Annotated in this window: 27 protein-coding genes and 1 pseudogene; 21 read left to right on the forward strand and 7 right to left on the reverse strand. The window is 50.6% G+C overall.

The features are described from left to right. Nucleotides 1-31 precede the first annotated feature (31 nt). The gene (locus QU597_RS11390; protein WP_310832737.1) at nt 32-814 is read right to left on the reverse strand and encodes a hypothetical protein; all 783 of its coding nucleotides are present in this window, start codon (nt 812-814) and stop codon (nt 32-34) included. A 325-nt stretch (nt 815-1,139) separates the two neighbouring features. Here QU597_RS11390 and QU597_RS11395 point away from each other — a divergent pair, with 325 nt between their 5' ends. The 3 genes from QU597_RS11395 (at nt 1,140) to lepB (ending at nt 3,043) form a co-directional block, all read left to right on the forward strand. Beyond that, nucleotides 1,140-2,006 (forward strand): SDR family oxidoreductase, encoded by an 867-nt coding sequence (locus tag QU597_RS11395; RefSeq protein ID WP_310832738.1) that lies wholly within the window; start codon nt 1,140-1,142, stop codon nt 2,004-2,006. A gap of 115 nt (nt 2,007-2,121) precedes the next feature. After that, nucleotides 2,122-2,523, forward strand: coding sequence for a DUF4265 domain-containing protein (locus tag QU597_RS11400; RefSeq protein ID WP_310832739.1), 402 nt, complete (start codon nt 2,122-2,124; stop codon nt 2,521-2,523). A 22-nt stretch (nt 2,524-2,545) separates the two neighbouring features. Beyond that, nucleotides 2,546-3,043 carry a signal peptidase I gene (lepB, locus tag QU597_RS11405; protein WP_310832740.1) on the forward strand — a complete coding sequence of 166 codons (498 nt, stop codon included), beginning with the start codon at nt 2,546-2,548 and terminating at the stop codon, nt 3,041-3,043. A gap of 7 nt (nt 3,044-3,050) precedes the next feature. On the opposite strand, the gene QU597_RS11410 is transcribed toward lepB, so the two are convergent. After that, on the reverse strand, nt 3,051-3,356 hold the full coding sequence (locus QU597_RS11410) for a Dabb family protein (RefSeq protein ID WP_310832741.1): 306 nt from the start codon (nt 3,354-3,356) through the stop codon (nt 3,051-3,053). Nucleotides 3,357-3,652: 296 nt separating this feature from the next. Here QU597_RS11410 and QU597_RS11415 point away from each other — a divergent pair, with 296 nt between their 5' ends. The 9 genes and pseudogenes from QU597_RS11415 to QU597_RS28760 all read left to right on the forward strand — a co-directional run. After that, the gene (locus QU597_RS11415; protein ID WP_310832742.1) at nt 3,653-3,892 is read left to right on the forward strand and encodes a hypothetical protein; all 240 of its coding nucleotides are present in this window, start codon (nt 3,653-3,655) and stop codon (nt 3,890-3,892) included. 149 nt (nt 3,893-4,041) lie between these two features. After that, entirely contained in the window at nt 4,042-5,070 is a 1,029-nt protein-coding gene (locus QU597_RS11420) for an HD-GYP domain-containing protein (protein ID WP_310832743.1), read from the forward strand. A 176-nt stretch (nt 5,071-5,246) separates the two neighbouring features. Further along, a complete protein-coding gene (locus QU597_RS11425; RefSeq protein WP_310832744.1) occupies nt 5,247-5,984 on the forward strand; it encodes a GTP pyrophosphokinase in 738 nt (245 codons plus the stop codon). A 61-nt stretch (nt 5,985-6,045) separates the two neighbouring features. Beyond that, nucleotides 6,046-6,912: an HAD hydrolase family protein gene (locus QU597_RS11430; protein ID WP_310832745.1), complete on the forward strand. Its 867-nt coding sequence runs from the start codon at nt 6,046-6,048 to the stop codon at nt 6,910-6,912. Continuing rightward, nucleotides 6,905-8,551 carry a glycoside hydrolase family 9 protein gene (locus QU597_RS11435; protein ID WP_310832746.1) on the forward strand — a complete coding sequence of 549 codons (1,647 nt, stop codon included), beginning with the start codon at nt 6,905-6,907 and terminating at the stop codon, nt 8,549-8,551. The genes QU597_RS11430 and QU597_RS11435 overlap by 8 nt, the downstream gene beginning before the upstream one ends. Further along, nucleotides 8,538-9,212 carry an HAD family hydrolase gene (locus QU597_RS11440; protein WP_310832747.1) on the forward strand — a complete coding sequence of 225 codons (675 nt, stop codon included), beginning with the start codon at nt 8,538-8,540 and terminating at the stop codon, nt 9,210-9,212. Before QU597_RS11435 ends, QU597_RS11440 begins: the two co-directional genes overlap by 14 nt. Nucleotides 9,213-9,254: 42 nt before the next feature. Next, nucleotides 9,255-9,803 carry a YfiT family bacillithiol transferase gene (locus QU597_RS11445; RefSeq protein ID WP_310832748.1) on the forward strand — a complete coding sequence of 183 codons (549 nt, stop codon included), beginning with the start codon at nt 9,255-9,257 and terminating at the stop codon, nt 9,801-9,803. A gap of 189 nt (nt 9,804-9,992) precedes the next feature. Further along, complete coding sequence (locus QU597_RS11450) at nt 9,993-11,585, forward strand: sensor domain-containing diguanylate cyclase (protein WP_310832749.1); 1,593 nt, start codon at nt 9,993-9,995, stop codon at nt 11,583-11,585. Nucleotides 11,586-11,735: 150 nt separating this feature from the next. After that, nucleotides 11,736-12,251, forward strand: a pseudogene (locus QU597_RS28760) (cupin domain-containing protein); the annotation flags it as partial. Between the two features lie 364 nt (nt 12,252-12,615). Here QU597_RS28760 and QU597_RS11460 read toward each other — a convergent pair. Beyond that, nucleotides 12,616-13,608 (reverse strand): acrylyl-CoA reductase family protein, encoded by a 993-nt coding sequence (locus tag QU597_RS11460; RefSeq protein WP_310832750.1) that lies wholly within the window; start codon nt 13,606-13,608, stop codon nt 12,616-12,618. A 155-nt stretch (nt 13,609-13,763) separates the two neighbouring features. On the opposite strand from QU597_RS11460, the gene QU597_RS11465 reads away from it, so the two are divergent. The 6 genes from QU597_RS11465 (at nt 13,764) to QU597_RS11490 (ending at nt 18,036) form a co-directional block, all read left to right on the forward strand. Further along, nucleotides 13,764-14,360 (forward strand): TetR/AcrR family transcriptional regulator, encoded by a 597-nt coding sequence (locus QU597_RS11465; protein WP_310832751.1) that lies wholly within the window; start codon nt 13,764-13,766, stop codon nt 14,358-14,360. A 196-nt stretch (nt 14,361-14,556) separates the two neighbouring features. Continuing rightward, nucleotides 14,557-15,972, forward strand: coding sequence for an NAD-dependent malic enzyme (locus QU597_RS11470; RefSeq protein ID WP_310832752.1), 1,416 nt, complete (start codon nt 14,557-14,559; stop codon nt 15,970-15,972). Between the two features lie 39 nt (nt 15,973-16,011). After that, nucleotides 16,012-16,557, forward strand: coding sequence for an ATP-binding protein (locus tag QU597_RS11475; protein ID WP_310832753.1), 546 nt, complete (start codon nt 16,012-16,014; stop codon nt 16,555-16,557). A gap of 4 nt (nt 16,558-16,561) precedes the next feature. Next, a complete protein-coding gene (locus QU597_RS11480; protein ID WP_310832754.1) occupies nt 16,562-17,020 on the forward strand; it encodes a hypothetical protein in 459 nt (152 codons plus the stop codon). Continuing rightward, nucleotides 17,017-17,556, forward strand: a complete 540-nt coding sequence (locus tag QU597_RS11485) for a histidine phosphatase family protein (protein WP_310832755.1) — start codon at nt 17,017-17,019, stop codon at nt 17,554-17,556. Before QU597_RS11480 ends, QU597_RS11485 begins: the two co-directional genes overlap by 4 nt. 36 nt (nt 17,557-17,592) lie before the next feature. Further along, a complete protein-coding gene (locus QU597_RS11490) occupies nt 17,593-18,036 on the forward strand; it encodes a GNAT family N-acetyltransferase (protein ID WP_310832756.1) in 444 nt (147 codons plus the stop codon). A 66-nt stretch (nt 18,037-18,102) separates the two neighbouring features. Here the strand turns inward: QU597_RS11490 and QU597_RS11495 are convergent, their stop codons facing one another. From QU597_RS11495 to QU597_RS11505, 3 genes are read right to left on the reverse strand one after another with little or no spacing between them, the layout of a single operon-like run. Beyond that, on the reverse strand, nt 18,103-18,894 hold the full coding sequence (locus QU597_RS11495; RefSeq protein ID WP_310832757.1) for an ABC transporter permease: 792 nt from the start codon (nt 18,892-18,894) through the stop codon (nt 18,103-18,105). A 9-nt stretch (nt 18,895-18,903) separates the two neighbouring features. Further along, nucleotides 18,904-19,734 (reverse strand): ABC transporter permease, encoded by an 831-nt coding sequence (locus QU597_RS11500; protein WP_310832758.1) that lies wholly within the window; start codon nt 19,732-19,734, stop codon nt 18,904-18,906. Nucleotides 19,735-19,789: 55 nt separating this feature from the next. After that, nucleotides 19,790-20,605: an ABC transporter ATP-binding protein gene (locus QU597_RS11505; RefSeq protein WP_310832759.1), complete on the reverse strand. Its 816-nt coding sequence runs from the start codon at nt 20,603-20,605 to the stop codon at nt 19,790-19,792. Between the two features lie 361 nt (nt 20,606-20,966). Between QU597_RS11505 and QU597_RS11510 the strand changes: the two genes are divergently transcribed. Together QU597_RS11510 and QU597_RS11515 are read left to right on the forward strand one after the other, a co-directional pair. After that, a complete protein-coding gene (locus QU597_RS11510; RefSeq protein WP_310832760.1) occupies nt 20,967-21,443 on the forward strand; it encodes a GNAT family N-acetyltransferase in 477 nt (158 codons plus the stop codon). Between the two features lie 141 nt (nt 21,444-21,584). After that, a complete protein-coding gene (locus tag QU597_RS11515) occupies nt 21,585-22,076 on the forward strand; it encodes a DinB family protein (RefSeq protein WP_310833285.1) in 492 nt (163 codons plus the stop codon). Nucleotides 22,077-22,095: 19 nt separating this feature from the next. Here QU597_RS11515 and QU597_RS11520 read toward each other — a convergent pair whose 3' ends face one another. Next, nucleotides 22,096-23,772, reverse strand: coding sequence for an ABC transporter substrate-binding protein (locus QU597_RS11520; protein WP_310832761.1), 1,677 nt, complete (start codon nt 23,770-23,772; stop codon nt 22,096-22,098). Between the two features lie 113 nt (nt 23,773-23,885). Between QU597_RS11520 and QU597_RS11525 the strand changes: the two genes are divergently transcribed. Next, nucleotides 23,886-25,409 carry a DUF4153 domain-containing protein gene (locus QU597_RS11525; RefSeq protein WP_310832762.1) on the forward strand — a complete coding sequence of 508 codons (1,524 nt, stop codon included), beginning with the start codon at nt 23,886-23,888 and terminating at the stop codon, nt 25,407-25,409. Nucleotides 25,410-25,493: the final 84 nt, after the last annotated feature.

Consider the following 25,493-nt stretch of genomic DNA (forward strand, 5'->3'; position numbering starts at 1 on the left):
TTCAGCAGATGACGATGATCGCAGCAGGGATTCAATTCGGCAATTTGGTTTCGGCTAACCGGAGGGCAGCGGAAATCTTTTGTTCCAAGCTATTAATTTGGCTCAGCCAGGTACGGACTTCCCCCATTTTGGTACAAGAAAGCTTCATTGCTGCCGCTGCAGTGACCGCGTCTCCCGCCTTCACTGCGGCTTTATAGCGCTTGTCAGCCTCCGAACGTACATTCTGGATTTCACTGACCTGTTTATTACCGGCTGTTACCTGCTTTCTTAGGCCTGCGATGGGTGAGAGAGCATCTTTGGCCGGCTTATTTCTTGCTGCGGCGGCTGCCTTGGCTACGGTAAGCGCGGTATTCTTGCTTTTAATCTCCGCCCGTGCTGCCGTTACTGCTGGTTTCAATTTATTGCGCTGCAAATCCAGGGCTGTGACAGACTTGAGATTACCCGCTTTGAGCGCGGCGGCGGACTGTTTGCCCAGCGACGAATATTGCTCAAGCAGCGCGGCATGCTTCTTCTGCACCGCTGCCGCTTCTGTCTTGAGACGGCTCAGAAGCGCCTGATCTGTTGATTCAAGCCGGGCATTGATGGCAGCAAGATCACTGATGTTCTGCTTGCGGAGCGCCTGATTGCGCTTGCTCTCCGCCTTGACTGTTTCCTGCAGGCTGATGTAGCTGCTGTACAGTTCATTAATCTGGTCCAGCGCCTCATCCCAGCCGGAGGCTGCTGCGGCCTGGATGCTGTTCCCTGTGAGGAGCGCCAGAAGTACTAGTAAACCGGTAAATCTTCTGATACCATTGGTGATCACATGTTTAGCCATTTCAGTCAACTCCAGTCCTAATATTGTTATAGAGCGCAAAAAAGCACCCCCAAGAAAGGCATCAATGCCTGTCCTGCGAGGTGCTTCTCCCGCTCAACATGTGTAATTGTTATATACTATAGCTTGAGATTATTGGGAAGTCAAGGAATAAAGGAACATTAGTTCGTTTGATCAATTCTAAAAACTTCCAGATTATCATTTCCAAGGATTGCCAAATATATGTTACAATACTAGAAGGACTGTGAAATATATATCGGATACAACTACATAATGAGTAACTCCCGTATATTGAAATGGGATCATCAATGAGCCAAAGGAGGCGGATATGAATCAGATTCAAGATCTACCCTATGATCAAATAGCTCTTATTACTGGGACCTCCAGCGGCTTTGGATTGCTGACTGCGCTTACCTTGGCGGCAAGAGGATATCACGTGATTGCCACGATGCGTGATCTGGGCCGCAAAGAAGAGCTTATCCGTCATGCTGAGGAAGCTGATGTGCTCAATCGGATTCATCTGATGACGCTGGATGTCACAGATTCGGAGTCCATTGAATCGGCTGTTTCAGCAATTATGGACCGGTTTGGCAGAATTGACGTGCTGGTTAATAATGCAGGCTTTGCCGTCGGCGGGTTCGTAGAGGAAGTAAGTATGGAGGAATGGCGTCACCAGATGGATACGAACTTTTTCGGGCTGGTTGAGGTAACGAAGGCTGTACTTCCTGTGATGCGCCAGCAGCGCGGGGGGAGCATCATCAATGTCAGCAGTGTCAGCGGATTAATCGGCTTTCCCGGTTATGCACCCTATGCCGCGTCCAAGTATGCTGTGGAGGGCTTCAGCGAAAGTCTGCGCCAAGAATTGCTGCCCTTCGGTATCCGGGTCATTCTGGTCGAGCCCGGCTCCTTCCGCACGTCGATCTGGGGCAAAGGCATTGACGGAATCCGGACAAGTGAAGATTCACCGTACAACAAGCAGCTCACTGAGGTGCTTCGCTACTCCCGTCGGACCGCGGAAACTGCACCCGATCCCAGGCAGGTGGCTGAGCTGATCGGAAAGCTGGTCTTCATGCGTGCACCTAAGCTGCGTTACCCCATCGGCAAAGGCTCCAAGGTCCTGAGTATTGGCAAAGCGCTGCTGCCCTGGAAGACGCTGGAACGGTTCATTGCCAAATCCCTTTCGGGAATGAAATGACCACTCAGCGAAAGCTTAAGCTCTTTTACTGCACACGCAGATTCATTGCCAAATTTCATGAGTTTGCCTAAAATGAAGGTTGATGGATTTTGTATATGAAGAATTGAGGTGTGCTATGCCGGATACAGTAGGACTACATATCTGTTTTGATGAACAGGGGCGTGAGATTGAGGTGCTCGATGTGACTCCCGTGGCGCAGGATAAATACAGGATCGAGGAGACACCGATTTTCAATCCGTGCATTACACTGGGAGATATTATCCGGGTAACAGAGAAACAGGGCATTTCGTATTACGTGGAGACAGTGCAGAAATCCGCTTACCGGAGATATGCCTGGCTGCTCAGCAAAGAGGCGGCAGGTTCCCCGGAGATCAGGGAGATGAAGCAGCGGGTGAAGGAGAACGGCGGAAAATGGGAGCAGATCTTCGGCGGTTTGCTCGTTATCCACATGCCCAAAAATACCGTGATCGACACGGATGCGGAAATGTCGCGAATACTTGCAAAGTTCGAACTCTAAATATAGATAACCGAGGTGGCAAATGAAAAAATTTCTGAAGCAGTGGGTTCCAAGTATCGCAATTGGTATAATCCTGTCCTTATTTATCCGTTCTTATGTTGCTGAAGCAATGAGGGTTCCGACCGATTCCATGGTTCCTACGATAAAAGTGGATGACCGGCTGCTGGTAGAGAAGATGCTCTGGCTGACCACGCTGAAGCATGGCGATATCGTTGTGTTTAATCCGCCGGTCGCCGGTGATGAACAGAAGAAATATGTCAAACGTTTGATGGGCCTTCCGGGTGACACGATCGAAATTAAAGACGGTGCCTTATTCAGAAACGGTGAAAAAATCAATGAGCCTTATCTAAAAGAAACCATGAACTATACCTTTGGGCCGGTTACTGTTCCAGAGGATCACTATTTTTTCCTTGGCGACAACCGGAATATCAGCTATGATGCTCATTTGTGGGCGAATCCCTTTGTAGCCAAGGATAAGTTGATTGGTAAAGTAGTTGCCGATGTGAACGATCTTTTCTAGAACCGTATTAGCCTGTAACCGGGTAATCTACAACAACGACATTTTCGATTATTCCCTCTAGCATAGCCACAAACGCCTGGTGGGCCGGATGCGGCCCATATTGACGTAGGGCTTCCTGATCTGTAAAGGTCACGCGAAGCCCCAGCGTATATCCATGAATATTCCCCGTTTCCTCTGTCACATTTACTCCTGCCGTTAATCCGACAATCCCTGGTATCTGTTCCTTCAGCCTCAAAAGTGTCTGCACCAGCAGCTCTTCTGTTTGCGGTTCATAATTACTGTTGAATTTAAAGACAACCAGATGCTCGTACATAAGAATACCTCCTCAAAGTTACAGCTTAGCGTTCATTATACAATATAACTGAAACATGAAAGGATAAGACATGACAGATCCTGTCTATGTAACAAGAATCAAACCTCCGATAGCCCTTAGAACGATGCTAGGGGTGCTCGTAAGTATCATCATTCTTCTTCTATCTTTTTTTTAGGAGTCCAGGAAGTACTATCCGCCCACATGACACATGGTATTATATTCTGATCGTCTGTCTCATTTTCTCTACTTTGTTAGAGGTGTATTTGATATTGCTGGCGCTCCGGAAGGCAACTGAAATGAAGTGGAACAATGATACTTTGCAGATTCATAACCGCACGTTCTCTGCATCAGAGATCAAGTCTATCCATATTGATGGTCCTTTGGTAGGGATTTTGCCGGTGAATACTAGAATTGTCCCGCTCAGACTATGTTTCAGGTTCATGGATGACCGGACACAAGCGATACAGAGTCTTCATGCCTGGGCCGAAATGAATGGAGTCAGGCTGAAATACGGCAGATTTGTGAAATGGATGTAGTAATATTCGAAAAAGGCGGCTAAAGTAGGGATTCATTTGAACTACTCCGGGCAGTGAATGCGACTTTAACCATATTGTCACTATAAGGGCATTTGGCTATGATCAATTTACACAAGGAATATTATTTACTCAAGAAGGAGTGCTGCAATTTGAAAGTTCATGTCACAGATCTAAAACCCGGCGATTGTCTAATGACTGACACTTTCAATAGTGTGGGCTTGCATATATTGCCCAGCGGGACCATTGTCCAGCGTGAAGAAATCTCCCTGCTGATCCGGCAAAGAATAGAGTATGTAGCAATTGTAGCCCGCGAGCTGCCGCAAACCATTGAGGAGCAGAGCCATGGTCTCCATGATGATTTTGATCAGGTGATCATGAATTATGAATCGACTTTCCTGGAGGCTCTTTCGCAGGGCAGCTTTACACCAGACCTTGTAGATGCTACACTGCAGCCGCTGCTGGAAACATTAGATAAGCAAAAGGATGTTGTATCCCTGCTGCTTCTGCTGGACCGTGAGGATGTTGACACCTACCAGCATTCGCTGCAGGTTGGCCTGCTGTCTTATTATATTGCAACATGGCTTGGTTACTCCAAAGAGGAGCGCTATAAGATCAGCCGTGCCGGCTACCTGCACGATATTGGCAAAAGCCAGGTGTCATTGTCCATCTTAAATAATTCGGGATGGCTAAATGCTGCCGAGGAAGAAGAATTAAAGCGCCATACCGCTTACGGTTACGATATTATCCGGAGATCCATGAAGGATGAAGCTACGGCACTGGTTGCGCTGCAGCATCATGAATATGAGGATGGTTCGGGTTATCCGGCCAATCTCCGCAAAAATGATATTCATCCCTATACTGAAATAGTTACTGTCGCTGATATCTATATGAAGCTTACTACGTCCAGGCTGAACCGGCCGAAGCAGGGGCTTGTGTCCGTGCTGCGCCAGGTGCATGAAATGGGCTTTGGCAAGCTGAACGGAAATGTAGTGCAGGCTCTTACAGGGCATTTGCTGCCAGGCTTTGTTGGCAAGACGGTGCAGCTCAGTAACGGGGAAACGGGCACCATTGTAATGAACAACGCTCTGGATATCTTCAAGCCGCTGATTAAGGTGGATGAGGATTATAGGGATTTATCACGCGAGCGCAGTCTGACGGTTGATGAAGTTTTTATCTAGATCATCAGGTTGTCATATAAGCAGCAATTTTGTGTATAGGCTATCTTCACGGAGCAAGAGTGAACCGTGGAGATGGCCTTTTTACATTATGCTGAATTTGAATTCCCTCTGTGAAATGGGCTATGATTACATCAGAGCCGGCCTATTAAACGGCTGCAGGAAGAGGAGAAATGAATATGAATACGAGCAACCAGATAGAGAATTTCAAGCAGCTTAAATATGAACTTACCCGCTTTATGATGATCTATAAATTCGCCCTGGAAGAAATAGAGACGAAGATTGAAATTCTGAAACAGGAGTTTCAGATGCTCCATGACTATAGCCCAATTGAACATACGAAGTCCCGCATTAAATCTCCTGAGAGTATTATGAACAAAATGCTTCGCAAAAACAGCGAGCTCTCGCTGCCAGCCGTACGGTCCAGTATTAAGGATATTGCCGGACTCCGCATCACCTGCTCGTTTATTTCTGATATCTATCAAGTCAGCGAAATGCTGCAGAAGCAGGATGATCTGAAAGTGCTTCAGGTAAAGGATTACATCAAGAATCCGAAGCCAAACGGATATCAGAGCCTTCATTTGCTGGTCGAAGTGCCCGTGTTCCTGTCGGATTGCACAGAGATGGTGTGTGTAGAAGTTCAGATCCGCACTATTGCTATGGATTTCTGGGCCAGTCTTGAACATAAAATTTTCTATAAATACAGCCAGTCGGTTCCTGAGCATCTGACCCGTGAGCTGAAGAATGCAGCGCTCAAAGCTAATGAGCTGGATCTGCAGATGGAGCGTCTGCACCGTGAGATTAAAGAAATTAAAGATGCCCAGGCCGATGAGAAAGTGATGGAGTTCCAGCGGATCATGATTAACAATCAGCAGTTTAATCTGCCGGCTAACTTTATGAAGCTGCTGGGTGAATAATCATAGTCGAAACCTTCGGTCAGCGTATAGCATGTAATTATCACTGTAAGGGGGATGATTCATGGCAAGGCAGGCTTATATTACGGATCTCGATGGGACGCTGCTCACCTCAGAACAGAAGCTTACGGACTACACAATTCAAGTAATTACAGCAGCAATGGAGAAGGGGGCGGTTATCAGCTTCTCAACGGCCAGGGGCTTCATTAGTGCAGCCAGTGTAGTTTCGGAAATTGCCTGGAAGTATCCGCTTATTCTTTATAATGGCGCCCTCATTTATGACGGGATGTCCGGGAAGGTGATAGACGGATACTGGCTGGATCACTTTATTTCTAAGGAGATTATCAGCATCGGGCGGCAGCTTGGCGGGATGACCCCATTTTATTTCTCGCTGGATGAAAATGACCGTGAGAGGGTGCTTCATGAACCACTTAAACGCATGGGAGATGTTGTGTTCTTTAACAGCCGTCCGGGGGACGAGCGGTTTCGGGAGGTGGACAAGCTGGAATGCCCCGCAGAACACCGGACTTTGATTATCACTTATATCGGCCTGCTGGAAGAGCTTCAGCCTGTTCATCAGGCGGTGCAGCACAGATTCGGAGATAAGCTGCAAATCCACTTCATGAAGGACTTATACATAACAGATCACTATTTCCTGGAATTCAGCCATCCCCAAGGCAACAAAAGCGATGGACTCAAGTTGTGGGCGCAGCATATGGGGCTTGAACCGCAGGATATTACTGTATTCGGTGACCACTTGAATGATCTGGGACTGTTCGCTGCCGCCGGAACAAGGATTGCCGTACAGAACGCCCAGCCGGAGATTAAAGCATTGGCACATCAGGTCATCGCCTCAAACAACGAAGATGGTGTAGCCAGATTCTTGGAGAAAACTTTGATGTTCAAAAAGGAGCTGATACCAGGTGAGTGAGCAACAGGTTCGTGCAATTACAGTAGATCAGATCGGATATTCCACATACGGGAAGAAAATCGCCCTGTTTACCGGTACGGAACATTCATTCCGGGTTGTGAATTCAGAGACGGGAGCGGTAGTATTCAAGGGGGTATCTGCTGCCGCAGCAGACGATAAGGCCAGCGGTGCCAGAGTTCATGCTGCTGACTTCTCAGCGGTTACTGCTGCTGGACGGTATTTCCTTGAAGCTGGGGACGGGGCGGTTTCCGCAACTTTTGACATTGCCGATAAGCCTTATCAGGAGCTGCAGAAGGGATTGTTGAAAGCCTTTTATTATTACCGCTGCGGAGCCGAACTAAGCGGGGGGTATGCCGGACCTTGGGGACATGCTGCCTGCCATCTGGCAGAGGGAACCGTAATCGGTCAGCCTGAACTGAAGCTGGACAGCAGCGGAGGCTGGCATGATGCAGGGGATTACGGGAAATACTCCGGTCCGGGTGCCAAGGCTATCGCAGATTTGCTGCTGGCCTATGAGTTATATCCTGCTGCGTTTGCGGGTGATTTTACACTTCCGGAAAGTGATGGGAAGATGCCGGATGTGCTGCTGGAGTGTAAGGTAGAGCTGGATTTTTTGTTCAAAATGCAGGAAGCTGGGAGCGGCGGGGTCTATCATAAGCTGACCACGCTGAACTTTCCCGGTCTTGACGTTATGCCGGAGGATGATACGTCAGAACTGTTTTTCTCACCGGTATCCGCTGCTGCTACAGGAGACTTTGCCGGAGTAATGGCGATGGCAGCAAGGATCTATAAGCCATTTGATGAGTCCTATGCAGACCGGTGTCTTAAAGCAGCGGTTGCCGGCTGGCAGTGGCTGGAGCAGCATCCGGAGGAGCCGGGCTTTAAGAATCCGCCGCAAATTACAACCGGTGAATACGGGGATGCCGAAGATCATGACGAACGTTTCTGGGCAGCAGCTGAGCTGTACCGGACAACAGGCGAAGAAGTCTACCATAAGGCTGTCCAAGCGTTATCCAGGCTGCCATTTCCCAAATTCAGTCTGGGCTGGGCGGACATGGGCGGTTATGGTACACTAGCCTATCTGCTGAATGGTGAGGCACAAGGAGATGTGGCATTATACACCTCCCTTAAGGAAGGGTTACTTGCGGAAGCGGAGCAGCTTGTCCAGGTGAGCAATTTGGATGGATACCTCATTTCCCTGCGGGAAGAGGATTACATCTGGGGCAGCAATATGCTGGTGATGAACAACGCGATGCTGCTGCTGGCTGCGGAGCATTTCAGTGGAGAGGCCCGTTATGCCGATTGTGCACTGGACCATCTTCACTATCTGCTGGGCCGCAATGTGCTGGATATCAGCTATGTGACCGGTTTCGGTGACCGTCCGGTATTGCATCCGCATCACCGTCCGTCTGTAGGCGATCATGTGGAGGCACCAGTTCCCGGACTGGTGTCCGGCGGGCCTGACCGCGGATTGCATGATGAATATGTCCTGCAGCATTTGCAGGGTAAGCCTGCAGCGCAGTGTTTTGCCGACCATGAACTCAGCTACTCCACGAATGAGGTTACGATCTACTGGAATTCACCGGCTGTCCTGGTGGCGGCTCGGTTTAATACACGGGTGAACTATGGGACGATATAAAGTCATCAGCCTGGACATGTTTCAGACATTGGCAAATATTCAGGACCGCAGGGCATATGTATGGAAGCCTATTTTGCAGCAGGATTATAGTGAGGAACGGGCTTTGGCGCTTGGAAGCATGCTGCTGAGCAGCTATCATATGTTAGCTTCTGAGATACGAAATAATGGAGATTTTTGGACCAGTAAAGAAATCTACTCCCGCAGCTTTCAGCTGGTTTTCAAGCAGTATGGGGTGGACTTTGATTTCCTTCAAGCAGTGGAAATTCTGTTTGAACAGCACCGATTGTCCACGTTATATGAGGATACGGAGCGTTTTCTGCAGCGGATATGTGCTAAATACCAGGTCTGCATAGTCAGTGATACTGATGAGCTGATGCTGCCGAACTTTTATCAGAACTATCCGGTCACCTTGTTCACATCGGAAATGCACAAGTCCTACAAAAATGACAGCCGCAACATAATGTTCCAAGAGGTCATTACCCATTACGGCGTAGAACCTGGGCAGATTATCCATGTAGGAGACACAGCATCAGATGTGTTAGGTGCGGCAAGAGCGGGGATTACCGCCTGCTGGATCAACCGGGACAAAGCCGATTGGCAGCATGCGGTGAAGCCGGATTATACAGTAACAACCCTAGATGAGTTATATGAGCTTCTATAAGGCGGTTAAGCTGATAACTCCATTAAAAGGAGGACAAAGTAGATGAGCAGTTATGGTGAGGATGACATGGAGCACCTGAGTTACCCTATTGGAAGATTTGCAGCGAAGGAAAACCGGACGGCAGAAGAACGGAATCAGGATATTCAGATGATTGGCCGGCTCTCAGCTGGCTTAAGCGAAGCCGTGCGCCCGCTCACATCAGAGCAGTTAAACACCCCTTACCGTCCTGGCGGCTGGAGTGTGGCACAGGTTGTTCATCATCTTTCGGACACGAATATGTTCGCCTACCTTCGCTTTAAGCGGGGGCTTACGGAAGATGCACCGCAGATTTCAACCTACCGGCAGGACCTGTGGGCGGAACAGAGCGATTATCTGGAAGAGCCAATAGAGTCTTCACTCCGGCTGATGGAGCATCTGAACCCGCGGTTCATGACCTTGCTGGGTTCACTGAGTGAAGCTGATTTTGCCCGGATTTTTGTGAGTGCAGGCCTCGGGACGATGAGCCTGGATACAGCAATACAGAGATATATCTGGCATAACAGCCACCACATTGCACAGATCACCTCACTCATCAAGCGGAGTGGATGGTAATGTACGGACAAGAGCAAGCGGAGCAGGAGTCACTCCTGCCGCTTGCTCTTTTTCTTTTGCAGATGTATATAATCGTGTCTTGATCAGCCCCGTCATGCAAAAAATGGAATTAAATTCTGTATGTAGATTCTCTTTCTTTATCGTATATAATTATACCAAATGGGCACAGGTACATAAGGAGGTCGGATAATGCCTACACCAAAGAGAGCAGAAACCAAATCAAGAATGAAACTCAGCCTCACTTTGCTGCTAATGGCGCTGGTGACAATGGTGTTTCTATTGACAACTACGATTCTGCTCATTGGGTCATACCAATCTAAGAAGAAATCACTAATAGAGACAACGCTTAATTTGAATTATGCCAATGCGGAAAGAATGAGTAAAACGGTAGATTCGTTGTTCCGTTCAATGCGCAGCAGCCTGCTCTTCAGTGCGGATCAAATCGCCAGTATGGAGGCATCGCGGCCTGAAGATATAGATGCTTATCTTGATTTAATGCGCCACAGCAGCAACTACTTTAATTCCATTATTCTGGTTAACGAAAACGGATCGGTATTGAATAATTCACCGAAAACGCTGGGTATGGTGGGGAAGAGAATTAAATCGCCCCAGGTTCTGGAAGCTCTCCGGCTAAAGAACTCCTATCTGTCCTCACCGTATACATCGTCCACGACTGGCAGGATGCTTTTTTTCATGAGTGAACCACTGTATAACAAAGACAAACATTATCTTGGACAACTGGCGGGTACGGTCTATCTCCGGGATTACAATATCCTGAATATGATCTTCGGGAACAATAATATTGATGAATCCGGTTCGTATTATTATATTGTCAGTGCTGAGGGGCATGTGCTGTTCCATCCGGACGTAAGGCAATTAAATAAGGATATCAGCAGTAACGAGGTCGTCCAGAGGTTAAAGAGGGGTGAGAGCGGAAAAATGCAGGCGCTGAATACCAAAGGGGTATCCATGCTGGCCGGCTATTCGGCGGTTCCCGCCAATGACTGGGGAGTTGCCGTTGTATCGCCAGTTCATGTCATTCAGGAACAATTGCTGGCTCATTTACGCAAAATTCTGGCTTATACGGTCATTCCATTCGTTATTTTGCTGCTCAGTGTGTTCGTCCTTGCACACCGCTTAGCCAAGCCGTTCGTTGTTCTGGCCGACCTTGTGAACAGAATCGGCAAAGAAAATGTCGAGCTGCCGGAGCTCAAACCTCATTGGAACAGGGAAGTTGATCTGCTCACCAAAGCGGTAGTAATGGCCTGGACGGACATCCAGAAGCAGACTGATCAGCTGACCCAGGATGCGATGACCGATCTTCTGACCGGTCTTACAAACCGCAGAGCGCTGGATATCAGCATCAATCAGTGGATAGCCGCCCGGGTACCTTTTTCCGTAATCGTTCTGGATGTGGATAAGTTCAAATTCGTCAATGACACTTACGGTCATTTGGCTGGTGATGAGGTGCTTAAAAGCGTTGCTGAAATCCTTACTGCAAGCATCCGTCCCGGCGATATCTGCGCCCGTTACGGCGGTGAAGAATTTGTCCTGCTGCTTCCCCGGACGAAGCCAGATCATGCTTATACAGTGGCGGAAAGAATCCGTAAAACACTGGAAAAAAGTGAAGTTCCCCTACCGATCAAAGTGACTTCCTCGCAGGGAATTGCCCATTATCCCACACACGGACGTACCCGGGAAGAATTGCTTGGACACGCAGATGAAGCTTTATACTCCGCCAAACATACTGGAAGAAACCGGACAGTTATCGCGGGAGAGTAAGGAAATGGAGCATCTTCCCCGGGGAGGATGCTTTTTTGATGCGCCCCTTGAACCAAGAAAATTATCACCTGGACATAGGCGAATACATATCTTACTTCAGAACGAAAAAAATGGGCTCCGAAGAAAGGAAGGATTCGCGTGACTTTAAATATGGATTACACTTCCCCCAATACTCAATTCACCTTTGATCTGAACTGCAGCACCTTGTTTAAGAAGGATGACTGCAACTATATCAACGTTATGGGGATTAAAGAGCTGAATACGCTGGATAATACGTCGCTGCTTGATATTTTTCTCAGCAAATCAAATGTGGTCGAACCGCATTATCATCAAAATGCCGCTGAGCTGGTCTATTGCATCTCCGGTGAGGCAGTGGTTTCCTTAATTAATCCGTTCACGGGGGAACTGCTGCATTTTCCGATTACACCGGGCCAGGTGGCTAACGTGCCGCAGGGCTGGTGGCATTACGAAGTTGCAACGGTAGATTGTACACATCTGCTGGCTATTTTTAATGCTCCAACACCTCAGGTCATTCTTGGATCGGATATATTAAGCAAAACACCGGCCCGTGTACTGGCCCATACTTACTGTCTAAATGAGGCTATGCTGAAGGAGACACTGGCTCCGTTGAAACCTATGACGTTCATTGGCCCTCCGGCGGATTGCTGTGAACCGTCAAAGACAGCCGCCGAAAACGTAAAAGGAGCCATGATAGCTCCGGTGAATATGGCTCCAGTGAATATGGCTCCAGTGAACATGGCTCCGGTGAACATGGCTCCAGTGAATATGGCTCCGGTTATGGCTACAGCAAATATATCGCCATACATGTATCAGCCGGCTCCGCAGAGCTTCGGATTCCAGCCTATGAGTATTCACGGCTACTATGGTCAGCCTTATGTTCAGCAGCCCTACCGTCAGCAGCCGTATGCTCAAGACTATCCAGCCTATCCGAGCGCAGGAACAGAGAACGAGTAGGATCAGCTACTGTCAAAGAAAGCCTCCCGGGAACAATCCCGGGAGGCTTCTGCTTCTAGGACAGGCGGACAAGCACCCGGCCTCTAATATTTGAATTTAGAATATCTTCGAGTGCAGCAGGCAGACCGGCCAATGTGATCTCGCGGTCAACCAGTGCTTCGAGCACCTCCGGCTTTAGATCCGTTGCCATCCGCTGCCAGATGTCTTTGCGTTTCCCGGCAGGACAGGACACGGAATCAATACCCAGCAGGCTGACCCCACGCAGGATAAATGGCAGCACTGTTGTCGGAACTGCCGTGCCGGCGGTTAGACCGCTTGCAGCCACAGCGCCGCCGTATGCGATCTTGCTCAGCACAGCTGCCAGCGGACTGCCGCCTACAGAATCTACTGCTGCCTGCCAGAGCTGCTTGTCCAGCGGCTTCAGAGCACCAGTGCCTACATCCTCGCGGGAAATGACCTCATCTGCTCCTAAAACCTGCAGATACCCGGCTTCGTCTGTTCTGCCTGTGCTGGCAGTTACCTGGTATCCTAGTTTGGCCAGCATCGCTACTGCCGCACCGCCAACACCGCCTGTTGCTCCGGTGACGAGTACCTTGCCTTTATCCGGCGCAGCCCCGTGATCTTCCAGCGCTTGAATGGACAGCGCGGCGGTAAAGCCTGCTGTCCCGTAAATCATTGCTTCCCGCAGGCTAAGACCTTCCGGGAGGGGGAGAACCCAGTCGGCGGGAATTCTAGCATATTCACTAAAACCGCCAAAATGGGACACGCCAATACCATAACTGGTGGCGATGACGGACTGGCCTGCCTCAAACCGGCTGTCGGCCGAAGAGATTACTACCCCTGACAGATCTATGCCGGGGATAAAGGGATAATTCCGCACAATATTTCCATTCGGAATGCTGGCTAATCCGTCCTTATAGTTTACACTAGAGTAAGATACCTTGATCAGCACCTCACCTGCAGGCAATTCTTCCATTGCCACTGGCTTGACCTCTACTGAGAAAGTATCTGTCTTGTCTACAACCAAAGCCTGAAAAGTATTTGACATTTGATGTTCCGCTCCTCATCCGGACTGTATTTATAAGCCTGTTATATATTAATTATTCTGACCGGTCAACTTTTTTATTACCATGATATAATACACATCATATATGTTGAACTTAATCAATGATTGTTTTACATACCTACTATCATGGAGGTCCTATGGTACGTTACAAGAAGTCGGAAGAGAAACGCAAGCAAATTTTGTATGCCGCCTTTCATTCGCTCTCCGAACGCGGCTACGACGCAGTGACCCTGCAGACCATTGCCGATAATGCAGAGGTCAGCAAAGGGGTTGTCCATTATTATTTTGAGAATAAGGAAGCGGTTCTGATTGAACTGCTCGAATGGCTGACCGGCAAAATCTCTGCAAAGGAGCAAGCAGCGGTAGCAGTGCAGAATACGGCTACCGGCAAGCTGACCGCCTATATCAGCTCCGCCTTCCCCGGCCCGGACCAGAACCGTTCCTTTTACCGCGTCTATTTGGATTTCCTGGCGAGAGCCAGCCGCATCCCGGTCTACCGGGAGATTAACCAGCGATTCTATGACAGCTGCGCAAGTATCAGTACGGAGATCCTGAGTCTCGGACAGCAGGAAGGGATTTTCGCAAAGGACCTGTCCCCGGATACAACAGCACCCGTGATCCGTGCGATCATCGACGGCTGTCTGATCCAATGGTTGATGGCGGATAAGGACGAGCTGCACGGGTTGTATAAGGACTCCTGTTATGCGGCCATTATGAAGGTGCTCAGCGTGTGAAAGCTTGCGAATATCCAGAGAGAGGATAAATATTCCTGCGGAAATAGTTACAATTTTGCAGGCAATTATCTTTGTGAATATGTTAAATTATGGGTTGATATGGTGGTGATTCTCATTATGAAATCTCTACCATTATGTACATTGTGTGAACTGTAGTATAGTAGATATAGAAAATTTTGGTCTAGGAGGCCTGTCTATGTCTATCGCTACTACAATGATTATTCGCCTGGAAATCCGCAAATCGGTTGCTTCATTTGGTGATGTAGCTTCAGCGCTCGCAGCAGCGGGCGGGGATATTGTAGCTATCGACGTTATCCGTGCCGGGAAAGAGTTGACCATCCGCGACATTACTGTAAATGTACAGGATGCGGCTAACGAAGAGATCCTTACCGTGCTCTCAACCTTGCCGGGGATCAAGGTCATCAATGTATCGGACCGGACATTCCTTGCCCACATCGGCGGCAAAATTGAGATAACCCCTAAGATGCCGATCAAAAACCGTGAGGATCTGTCGCTGGTCTACACCCCTGGTGTGGCCCGTGTCTGTATGGCTATAGCGGAAGACCCCGGCAAAGCCTATTCCCTGACTATGAAAAGAAATACGGTAGCTGTTGTTACCGACGGAACGGCAGTACTCGGTCTCGGTGATATCGGCCCGGAGGCGGCAATGCCGGTTATGGAGGGTAAGGCCATGCTGTTCAAGCAGCTGGCAGACATTGATGCTTTCCCGCTCTGCCTGGACACGAAAGACCCGGAGCAAATCATCAGCATCGTGAAAGCGGTTTCCTCTGGCTTCGGCGGAATCAATCTGGAGGATATCAGTTCTCCGCGCTGCTTTGAGATTGAACGGCGGCTGGCTGCTGAGCTCGATATTCCCGTATTTCATGATGATCAGCATGGTACGGCCGTAGTCGCATTAGCCGGATTGCTGAATGCACTGAAAGTAGTAGGCAAGGAGCTTGCAGAATGCAGGATCGTTGTTGTAGGCATCGGTGCAGCCGGTGTGTCCATCTGCCGTCTGCTGCTTGCGGCGGGCGCCGTGACAATTTGCGCTGTTGACCGGGAGGGAATTCTTAACAGGGAACAGGTATACAGCAATGCAGAATGGCAGTGGCTGGCCGGAGCGACCAATCCGGAGGGGATTACAGGCGGCTTAACGGAGGCCATGCGCGGAGCGGATGTATTCATTGGGGTATCCGGTCCGGGTGTGCTGACCGTGGAGCAATTACGAAGCATGGCCAGTGATAACATCGTATTCGCGATGGCCAATCCGTCTCCGGAAATAGAGCCTGAGCTGGCGGAGCCTTATGTCCGTGTGCTGGCGACAGGCAGAAGTGATTATCCGAATCAGATCAATAATGTGCTGTGTTTTCCGGGGATTTTCCGCGGAGCACTGGATTGCAGGGCCAAGGCGGTTAATCTAGAGATGAAGCTGGCGGCAGCACGGGCCATTGCTTCGGTGGTTCACCACGACGAGTTGAATGAGCAATACATTATCCCGAGTATTTTTAACGAAAAAGTAGTCGAGCAGGTACGGCTGGCTGTAATCAAAGCTGCTGTCTCTACAGGTATGGCCCGCCGCATTCCACCGGATATCTCTGAGGAGGGCTAACCCCGCTGCGTGAAACGGGATACGGATCTGGAGGTATAGATGAAGAGCAGGATTCATATTATGGGTGCTTCGGGGGCAGGTACGAGCACGCTCGGGCATGCGCTGGCCGGACGGCTGCCGCATGTCCATCTGGACAGCGATGACTATTATTGGGAGCGGAAGTTTTCGAAGCCGAGTGATATCCGTGAGAGGCTTAGCAGGATTAAGTATGATCTGGAGCATCAGGAGCCATGGATTCTATCGGGGGCCGTTTGCGGCTGGGGAGACGGGCTGCGCTCATATTTTGATCTGGTCATCTTCTTGTGGATTCCCCCGGAGCTTAGGCTGGAGCGGCTGAGAGCCAGAGAATTCGCACGTTACGGCGAACATAGTCTGCCGGGCGGAAGCAGGTACGAGGATGTGCAGACATTTCTGGAGTGGGCCAGTTTATATGACTCAGCAGGGCCGGGGGTCAGAAGCCGGGCGCTCCACGAAGCCTGGATGATGGAGCTTCCGTGTCCGGTTCTGAGGCTGGAGGGTGATCAGTCCGTCGAAGAACGGATGGAGGCTGTGCTGAGCTATTTATCCTGCGGAAGAGAGGAGTAAAGGCATGAGGAAGATAGTACTAATGCGTACATTGCTGCTGTGCGGACTTATGCTCATACTGAATTCCGCCTGCAGCAACGGAACCCTTTATCATACTTATACTTTTTCCGGAGAGGGCAAGCACTGGTCAGCAATCTACAGTGAGACACTTACAGAGAAACCTGTCTACTCAGAAGGGAAAGCAACGCATTACCAGCCTTCCAGTGAGTATACCTTCCAGCTTGCCTACAAAGGGAAATCTGGGGATCTGAAAGAGATCAAAAAATTCACCTTCGGCTTTGATGCGGTTGGGCACGGGTCCAGTCAGACGATGGAAGGGCCTTTAAGGGTAGAAAGTCTTCGGATGCAGGGGACTGGCGGCGGATTGGTGGGCCGGGAGGAGTCAGTCATTAAGGTGAGTGTCGATTGGGACGGACAGAGTGAGCAGTTTGAACTGGTGACAGATGGGACTGAGCTCAAATGAGAATTGGTCTGGTCAGGCATTTTAAGGCAGAGCATGTCCCGGTGCGGGGCTGGATCACAGGTGAGCAGTTTAACAGCTGGGTAGCAGATTACGATGCAGCCGGCATCCGCCCGGCACAATTCATGGATGATGCACAGCATTGGGACTACTGCATATGCAGCGATTTGCCGAGAGCCGTACATACTGCCCGCCACATCTATTCAGGCGATATAGCACTAAGCGAGCAGGTAAGAGAAATTGGAGTGGCGGCAGTAAAGCTGTCCGGCTTCAAGCTTCCTGTAGTTTGTTGGCTGGTTATAGGGCGGCTGTTGTGGCTGGCTGGTCATCCCTCGCAGCCGGAGAGCCGGCGGGAAACTTTGCAGCGGATTAATACGGTTCTGGACAATTTGGAGGCTGAGCCGCACAGGACGAACGTGCTGATCGTAACCCACGGAGCATTCATGAAACAGCTGGAGCGGGAGCTGCAGCGCAGATCTTACATCGGACAACGGATGAAGCACCCGCGAAATGGACAGCTTTATGTATATGAGAAATAATTCAAACATGCAGGAAGCAGGAGGTATAGAGTACAGATGGTGTCTATTAAAGAAATTGAGGCAGACTCGCTCCCGGCCTTAAATGAGCTATATGGTGAATTGACGGGTACAATGGCGGATCTAAACAAACTTACCAATGCTTTTGCGGCAATCAAGGCAGACAGCCGGTACATATTATTAGGTGCTTATGTGGACGGGGAACTGCTCGGCTCCATCATGGGGATCATCTGCCAAGATCTCGTAGGAGATTGCCGGCCGTTTATGGTCGTTGAGAATGTTGTTGTCTCCGCGCGGGCCCGCCGCCAGGGTCTGGGCAAACAGCTTATGACCGCCATTGAAGGCATTGCCCATGAGCGGGATTGTTATTACATCATCCTGGTCTCCGGTGAGAAACGCAAGGAAGCCCATGTCTTCTATGAGAGGATGGGCTACCGGGATGAGAAGGTTGAGGGCTACCGCAAGCATCTGAGCTCACATTGAAGTATGTAATGGAGCCCATACTTAGCCGTGAAGTTCTACCAGGGAAGCTGATTCCGTTAACCGGAGTCAGCTTCCTGTGCTTTTGTAATGCCTCACGCCGATGCGCCAGACCAGCAGTGAGAGTCCCAGGAATACAGCTCCGGCGGGAAGCGAGAGGAAGCCCAGCCACTGCGGGTATTTCCAGCCGCATACTGTAGCCGCCGGATAGAAGCTGATGAACAGCATCGGGAGCACAAAGCTGAATACGGATTTCAGCGCCCGCGGCATATACGGCTCCGGACACCGGGTAATCTGGTAGCTGGCATTGGTCAGCAGATAAATCCAGTCGAGTCCTTTGATTGTGAAAAATGCCAGACCCGAGGTCAGCACGAATACTCCGCAATACATCAAGCAGCCTCCCGCCAGCGCCATCGCCAGAATTCCGAGCCTGCCGGGCGTCAGGGGGATGCCAAGCTCCCCAAGCGCCCAGCCTGCCGCACAGATTCCGGTGACAGGCCGGACCAGCCGGTGCAGATGGAATCTGGAGGCGGCAACCTGGACGAACAGGGAACGGGGTCGGAGCAGCAGCCGGTCGAAATCCCCGGAGCGCAGCAGATGCCACGGGAAATAGTCAAAGCCGCGGCAGAGGCTCTCAGCGAGTCCGAAGGAAGCCACTGCCAGCGAGTAAACCAGAATGATATGGGCAACGGTCCATTCGCCGATATTGCCAAAGCGGGAGAACAGCAGGACGGTGGCAATGGGGTCCGAGACTACAACGATCAGGACTTGAATCAGCATCAGCCACCAGCCCTTATACTCCATGCCGGACAGCAGATGCATCCGCAAATATTTGAAATAGATCTTACCTTCAGCGATCATTTGTTAGTCTCAACCTCCCTGGACGATAATACTGTTCAGTTTGCGTTTCATGATGAGCCGGCCGGCCGCAATGAAGAGCAGGCTCCAGATAAGCTGCAGGCCAATGCCGGGCAGTGCGGCGGTAGGAGCCATGCTCCCTATATACAGCTGTACCGGAATATCTGCAAACCCTCCAAATGGCTGAAGGTACAAGAAGGTCTGCATGAAATCAGGCCAGAGCCGCAGCGGAAGATAAGTACCGGACAAAATGCCGCTCACAAGTAAAAGCATATAGGTCGGCCCGTCCCCCCAGGTAATGTTCAACCGGATTGCGGTCACGAGCATGGCAAATGCCGAGCATAGCACAAACGCCATGACCACAGAGAGGATGAAACAGAACAGCGCGGTGAGTGAGGCCGGCCCGCCTAGTGCATATCCAACCGGCATTAGCAAACCGGCAAGCACGGTGGCCAGACTGCGGATCCACGAGGTGCCGAGCTTGCCGGCCGAGCTTTTGACGAACCAGTGAGTGTAAAGGTTCATGGGCCGGCACAGCTCGATACCAACGTCTCCATTGTTGATTTTGCCCATGATCTCGCTGTCGATGCTCATGCTCTGCAGCACAAACAGGCCTTGGGCCAGCCACACATAGGATATCGTCTGCGGAAGACTCAGCCCGTTATTGTTCCACGAGCCATTCTCGCTGTATGTATAGAACACGGTGAACAGCACACATTCCAGAAGCGCCCAGAATACCCCGACCACCGTGCCGGAGATTGCGGATACACGGTACTGCAGCCCTTCGGCCATCCTTATCCGGAAGAGGGAGCTGCAGGCCCGGCACGTATTTCTAAAATTCATTATTACACCTCCTGATAGATGAGCATATAGACATAGTCAATCCGCCAAAACCGGCTTAAGTCAGGGCTAAATCATTGTACATGGCGGCAATCATCGCGTCAGTGTTGACCTTCATGACCACTTCAGGCGCGTATTTCTCCTGCAGGCCCGAGAGCCTTCCGTCATAGAGCAGCTGGCCGTGCCCGATAACCATAACCCGCTCACATAGTGCCTCAATATCATCCATATCGTGCGTAGTCAGCAGCATCGTGACCCCATACTCGCGGTTCTCTTGCTTCAAAAAATTGCGCAGCGCCAGCTTGGATACTGCATCGAGTCCGATGGTCGGCTCATCCAGAAACAGAATTTTGGGCCGGTGCAGCAGTGCCGCCACCAGCTCACAACGCATCCGCTGTCCCAGCGACAGCTGTCTCACCGGCGTTCTTAAGAGCGCTTCCACACCGAGAGTTGCTGTTAACTCCGATAGCCTTATCCTATAATCTCCGGGAGGAATCGCATAAATATCCTTCAGCACGTCAAAAGAATCAGCCACCGGCACATCCCACCACAGCTGCGACCGCTGGCCGAAGACGACGCCGATTCTGGATACATGCTCTACGCGGTGCTTCCAGGGAACTTTGCCAAGGATGGTGCATTCGCCGCTGTCCGGTGTCAGGATGCCGCTCATGACTTTCACAGAAGTGGATTTGCCGGCACCATTCGGACCGATGTAACCCACCAGCTCGCCTTCGGCGATATCAAACCCGATACCGCCGAGCGCCTCCACTGTGGTTACATTCCGCATAAAGGCTCCCTTTAGCAGCCCCCATTTTCCTTCGGGCCGTTTGTACACTTTAAAGCTTTTGCGGATATCTCTGAGACTGATTTGCATTTTTACCGCCTCCTTCGTGCAGAAGATCATATCATCATAAGGGGAAGGGAATACAGCGGCACTAAGCATTCTCTAGATCCTTTGCTGCCAGCCCCAGGGGGGAAACCATTTATTTTCTTCGTTTTCCATAAAAATGCTTGCTATGTTGACATTTCCGTGCTATATTAATTTTATAGTTAACGCAAGGAAAACTGATGTTTTTTTACATATGTATCCCAAATATAACCTTTACGTACCGGTGATCAATTCACCGGTATTTTTGCGTTTTCTGACAATTGGATTACAAGTTGTAAGGTATCTATGGTACTATTTTCGTGACTGTATATTTTTGGAAGGAAGGCCGTATAGGGAGGAATACGGTATGATTACGCTTAGAAAAATCACGCTGGACAACCGGCGCGCCATATTTAACCTGCAGGTTTCAGAGGATCAGCACTCCTTCGTGGCATCCAACCTGTCCAGTGTAGCCTCGTGTTATGTCCTTGCCACCAACGGGGGACATCCGTTTCCGTTTGCTATCTATGCAGATGAACAACCGGTTGGTTTTGTAATGCTGACTTACGGTAACACCGGATACGAGCTCCCGTCCATTGCAGACGACAGCTATTGCATTCTGCGGCTGATGATTGATGAGCATTACCAGAACCGCGGCTACGGCCGGGAAGCTATGGAACGAATTCTGGAATTTATCCGTACCTTCCCGGCCGGGCCAGCAGAGTACTGCTGGATTCAATATGAGGCCGACAACCTGGTTGCAAAAAGGTTCTATGAAAGCTTCGGCTTCCGTGACAACGGTGAAATCTGCGATAATGAGCCGGTAACGGTATTACGGCTCTGAATTCCGGCAGAGATTCCATACCTGCGAATATGAACTTGCCGTAATGCAGTTTTATACTAATTTTTTACCACCGGTCCTGCAGCCGTGTGTGATACACTGGACACAATTATTCAATTAAATTTTAAACATTGGAGGCCCATGATGCAGACATTTTTTTGCTATAACTGGATGGTCCGGGAAGAATGGTATAAATGGTGTGAGGAGCTGAGTGAAGAGGAGCTGCTGCAGCCGCGGGTCGGCGGGGTTGGCGGGATTCTAAAGACGCTGTTTCATATCGCCGATGTGGAGTGGAGCTGGATCATGGTTATGCAGGGCAAACCGGATTTTCAGGAGGATTTTGCCGATTATAATACGCTGGAAAGGGTTAGGGCACTTGATGCGCGTTTCCGGCCGGAGGTGGAAGCGTTTGTCCTGGCGTGGAATGAGGGAATGGAACGGAATATTTTTAAGGATGTACGCCAGGACGGCTCGGAAGTAACCGATGGCTGGGGAGAGATTATGCGCCATGTCATCGCCCATGAGATCCATCATATCGGCCAGCTGTCAATCTGGGCCAGGGAGCTCGGCAAGGCGCCTATTTCGGCCAATCTGATTGGCCGCGGGCTGATGGACACCTTGCCGGGTAAGGAATAATCCTGAATAGTGCAGGGATTCACAATTCAGGTGGAAACCACAGGTGACGCAGGTCTACCCAGCCCTGGCTGTTAAAGGTAACCCCGCGGACAGAGGGCAGATAGGCTGTTTCCGCCGGCTTCTCATACAGGATATGCAGCTGATGCTCATGCCTCAGGCTGTCTTCTATCGCCTGGAAGCCTGCGGCGCGGGCCTTCGGATCCTGTTCGCGGGCAATGATCTGGAGCCGTCCTTCAATATCAGCCCGTGTTCGCGGCTCAATATGCTGCACCATCGTAGAATACAGGTCGAACAGTCTGAGCTGTTCATCCTGATCACGGAGCAGGGAGAAGACGATCAGATCAGCCAACAGTCGGACGGGGCCTTTGAATTCCTCAGGGGAGACGGATAATACATTGCATGAATATCCGCGGTGCGACAGCTTAACGGCAACGGCCTCGGCATCGCCGGCATACTGCGGGATGGTTGCGATTTGCAGTGCCGGCGTATCGGCATGGTGCTGCTTCGGCCCCTGCGCCGCGGCTCCTTCATGTAAACAGGAGAGTACATCTGCACGTAGCAGGGGATCGCTGAGCGGTCCTTTTTTTTTCGTATTGCAGGTGATGAATTTCCGCACAGACGATTCCGAATGTATCCGGCTCCAGACAGCTGAGCCTGCAGTGGCAGGGTTCGGGATGATATGAAACGGAGAGCTTGTCTCAGCCGCAGCCGAAGCGATGTCCCACGGGACATAGAGAATCTCCACCCGGTCGAGGTGAGCCCGTCCCTGGAAATAATATGGGAACACTTCCAGCGCGCACATATCCTCGTTCATCTCCACCAGCTTAAAGGGCCCGGTCCCCGCCGGTCTGCGCCCGAAGCTGCCGGCAGGTGTTGTCTCCAGATCACGCGGGACGATGGCGGCCCGGCTGGTGCAGAGGAAGGGAAGGAACAGCTCGTTCGGTTTCTTCAGCAGAAAGCGCACCGTAGTCGGGCTGAGCGCCTTGACTTCCCGGATCTCCTTGAAGATGTTGCTGTAAAGCATGCGCTGCGAAGTATTCATCATCCGCTCGAAGGAGTATACGACATCCTCAGCTGCTAATACCTTTCCGTGATGGAACAGTACATCCTTGCGTAAGTGAAAGGTCCAGACCGTCCGCTTCTCATCCGTATCCCAGGCATGGGCCAGTCCGGGTATGATCCTGCCTTCTCTGCCGCTGCGCGCCACCAGACCGTCAAATACGTGGCTGGAAACAAAGGATTCAGCCAGCAGGTTCATATACAGCGGATCCAGGTTGTGGAGGTGCTGCGTTACCGGAAGCCGCAAGGTATCAATCCGTCTATCACTGCGGATCTCGGAATGATGCCCGAAATAGGCCAGCAGCCAGCCCTGCAGTGTATCCTGCAGTGAGGAGGAGCGGGCATATCTGCGGATACCTTCAATAGTGCTGCGCATATCGCTGCTGCTGATTGCCTGCATCATGGACTGGAGCGCAATCTCTTCAGCACCCGCCAGGAACTTCAGCGAAGAACGCCGCCCGCGTCCCCGGCTTGGCGTCCAGCGGATCCAGCCCTGTTCAGCCAGCTTGTTAATCACATTTAGGGCATTCCGGTGAGTGCAACTCAGGGTATGCGCCAGCTCGTCCAGAGTAACCGCGGCTTCCTCCGCTCCTCCATGCTGCGAATGCAGCTTCAGAAATTGGCTGTGCAGCTTCACGGCAGGTAGCCTCCTTTTATAAAATAGGAAATGAACTTGGTTTTTTTTCTCTTTTTCTTCTTATTTTATCAGCTAGAATCAGGATATGAAAGTGATCAACTGGAGGGATTCCCATGGAAGAGAAAGGCCCTGCTAACCCGAAGACTGCGCTTCAGGCACTGGCTGCAGCCTTTATACTGGCAATTGTGCATCAATATTTGTTCTTTGGCCATAAGCCCGGTGTTTCATATCCCATCTTCGTGGCCCTGTTCTATGGCTTTATGCTCTACTATGCCAAAGATCGCCTGCGTCCGCCTACGTGGTTCAGCTATGTCTGGCTAGGTGCAATTTTCCTGCTGTCTATGACGTTTGTGCTGTTCTCAAACTGGTTTTTCATTGCACTGAACCTGCTGGTGCTTCCGGCGCTGATTCTGTTACATATGACTTATATGCTCAGCTACCGCAAGCCTTCCTGGAGCCGATTCAGCTTGATCGGTGCAGCGCTGGAGCATTTTTTTGCCCAGAGCCTGAGGCATTGGCCTACGGTATTTGCCGTTATCAAACAATCAAGCGGCCGCAGTATCCAGGGGGAACGCAAGCAGGTGATCATCAAGGTATTGATCGGACTAGCTTTTTCGTTTCCGCTTCTGCTGGTAGTGGTTTCCCTGCTCTCTTCGGCAGATGGTGTTTTCCATCAGGTGCTTAATCAATTTCCTGATCTGCTGGAGCGGATATCGTTCGATGAAGGCTTTGCCCGTACGCTGTGGAGTGCACTGCTGGGAATGGGGTTGTTCGGTTATCTCTGGGGTTTCGTTGCCCCCCAGCAGAATAAGGCGGCTCTCCAGCAGAAGGAAGGGAAGGCTGATGGCGATGGGGATGTTGAACCTATAAGCTTTACCCTTGATCCGGTCATCATCACGACGGTTCTGACCATGATAAATATTGTTTATGTACTGTTTGTTACGGTTCAATTCTCTTATCTGTTCGGTGCCTGGGATGGTATTCTGCCGAAGGACAGTACATATGCCGACTATGCCCGGAGCGGATTTTTTGAGCTGATGCTGGTGACGGCGATCAATTTTGCTATCCTGCTGCTGTCATTGCTTGCTCTCGGGAAGGCCAAAGCCAGGCTGCAAACCTTCATCCGCATGCTGCTCTATATTATGGTGCTGTGCTCGATAGTGATGCTGTATTCGGCCTATTCCCGCCTGGCACTATATGAAGAAGCCTACGGCTATACGCAGATCCGCTTTCTGGTCCATGCGTTTATGATCTTCCTTGCGCTGCTGCTGGTTCTGGCCTCAGTTCGGATAAGCCGGGCACAGTTTCCGCTGATGAAATGGTACATCGTGCTTGGCCTGTTCGCCTACGTGATCATGAATTATATCGGAATGGACCGGATCATCGCCGGCCAGAATATAGCCCGTTATGAGTCCAGCGGGAAGCTGGATACGCACTATCTGATGGAGTTGTCGTGGGAAGCTGTTCCGAAGCTGATTGCGTTCAGTAAACAGGAAAACGGCTTGCTCGACCAGAGCCTGCGGGAGAAAAGGTCTGAACCATCGCTAGACGCACAGGAATGGCCTTCCTTCAACATCTCTACATACCGGGGGCAGCAGGCGCTTGAGCGATATCTCGGAGCGCAGCAGACGCCTTAAGGGTACATTCTTCCTGAAGACAAAGGGTTGTGTTACAGTTAATACAATTGGACAGCGGTCCTTGTGTAGAAGGAGGAAGGTTGG

This window comes from Paenibacillus pedocola (genome assembly GCF_031599675.1).
GTDB classification, from domain to species: domain Bacteria; phylum Bacillota; class Bacilli; order Paenibacillales; family Paenibacillaceae; genus Paenibacillus_AQ; species Paenibacillus_AQ pedocola.

Bases quoted from the DNA above. Each gene is read 5' to 3' on its own strand.
- QU597_RS11390 (WP_310832737.1), bottom strand. From the start codon at position 814: ATGGCTAAACATGTGATCACCAATGGTATCAGAAGATTTACCGGTTTA.
- QU597_RS11395 (WP_310832738.1), top strand. From the start codon at position 1,140: ATGAATCAGATTCAAGATCTACCCTATGATCAAATAGCTCTTATTACT.
- QU597_RS11400 (WP_310832739.1), top strand. From the start codon at position 2,122: ATGCCGGATACAGTAGGACTACATATCTGTTTTGATGAACAGGGGCGT.
- lepB (WP_310832740.1), top strand. From the start codon at position 2,546: ATGAAAAAATTTCTGAAGCAGTGGGTTCCAAGTATCGCAATTGGTATA.
- QU597_RS11410 (WP_310832741.1), bottom strand. From the start codon at position 3,356: ATGTACGAGCATCTGGTTGTCTTTAAATTCAACAGTAATTATGAACCG.
- QU597_RS11415 (WP_310832742.1), top strand. From the start codon at position 3,653: ATGAAGTGGAACAATGATACTTTGCAGATTCATAACCGCACGTTCTCT.
- QU597_RS11425 (WP_310832744.1), top strand. From the start codon at position 5,247: ATGAATACGAGCAACCAGATAGAGAATTTCAAGCAGCTTAAATATGAA.
- QU597_RS11430 (WP_310832745.1), top strand. From the start codon at position 6,046: ATGGCAAGGCAGGCTTATATTACGGATCTCGATGGGACGCTGCTCACC.
- QU597_RS11440 (WP_310832747.1), top strand. From the start codon at position 8,538: ATGGGACGATATAAAGTCATCAGCCTGGACATGTTTCAGACATTGGCA.
- QU597_RS11445 (WP_310832748.1), top strand. From the start codon at position 9,255: ATGAGCAGTTATGGTGAGGATGACATGGAGCACCTGAGTTACCCTATT.
- QU597_RS11450 (WP_310832749.1), top strand. From the start codon at position 9,993: ATGCCTACACCAAAGAGAGCAGAAACCAAATCAAGAATGAAACTCAGC.
- QU597_RS11460 (WP_310832750.1), bottom strand. From the start codon at position 13,608: ATGTCAAATACTTTTCAGGCTTTGGTTGTAGACAAGACAGATACTTTC.
- QU597_RS11465 (WP_310832751.1), top strand. From the start codon at position 13,764: ATGGTACGTTACAAGAAGTCGGAAGAGAAACGCAAGCAAATTTTGTAT.
- QU597_RS11470 (WP_310832752.1), top strand. From the start codon at position 14,557: ATGTCTATCGCTACTACAATGATTATTCGCCTGGAAATCCGCAAATCG.
- QU597_RS11475 (WP_310832753.1), top strand. From the start codon at position 16,012: ATGAAGAGCAGGATTCATATTATGGGTGCTTCGGGGGCAGGTACGAGC.
- QU597_RS11480 (WP_310832754.1), top strand. From the start codon at position 16,562: ATGAGGAAGATAGTACTAATGCGTACATTGCTGCTGTGCGGACTTATG.
- QU597_RS11485 (WP_310832755.1), top strand. From the start codon at position 17,017: ATGAGAATTGGTCTGGTCAGGCATTTTAAGGCAGAGCATGTCCCGGTG.
- QU597_RS11490 (WP_310832756.1), top strand. From the start codon at position 17,593: ATGGTGTCTATTAAAGAAATTGAGGCAGACTCGCTCCCGGCCTTAAAT.
- QU597_RS11495 (WP_310832757.1), bottom strand. From the start codon at position 18,894: ATGATCGCTGAAGGTAAGATCTATTTCAAATATTTGCGGATGCATCTG.
- QU597_RS11500 (WP_310832758.1), bottom strand. From the start codon at position 19,734: ATGAATTTTAGAAATACGTGCCGGGCCTGCAGCTCCCTCTTCCGGATA.
- QU597_RS11505 (WP_310832759.1), bottom strand. From the start codon at position 20,605: ATGCAAATCAGTCTCAGAGATATCCGCAAAAGCTTTAAAGTGTACAAA.
- QU597_RS11510 (WP_310832760.1), top strand. From the start codon at position 20,967: ATGATTACGCTTAGAAAAATCACGCTGGACAACCGGCGCGCCATATTT.
- QU597_RS11515 (WP_310833285.1), top strand. From the start codon at position 21,585: ATGCAGACATTTTTTTGCTATAACTGGATGGTCCGGGAAGAATGGTAT.
- QU597_RS11525 (WP_310832762.1), top strand. From the start codon at position 23,886: ATGGAAGAGAAAGGCCCTGCTAACCCGAAGACTGCGCTTCAGGCACTG.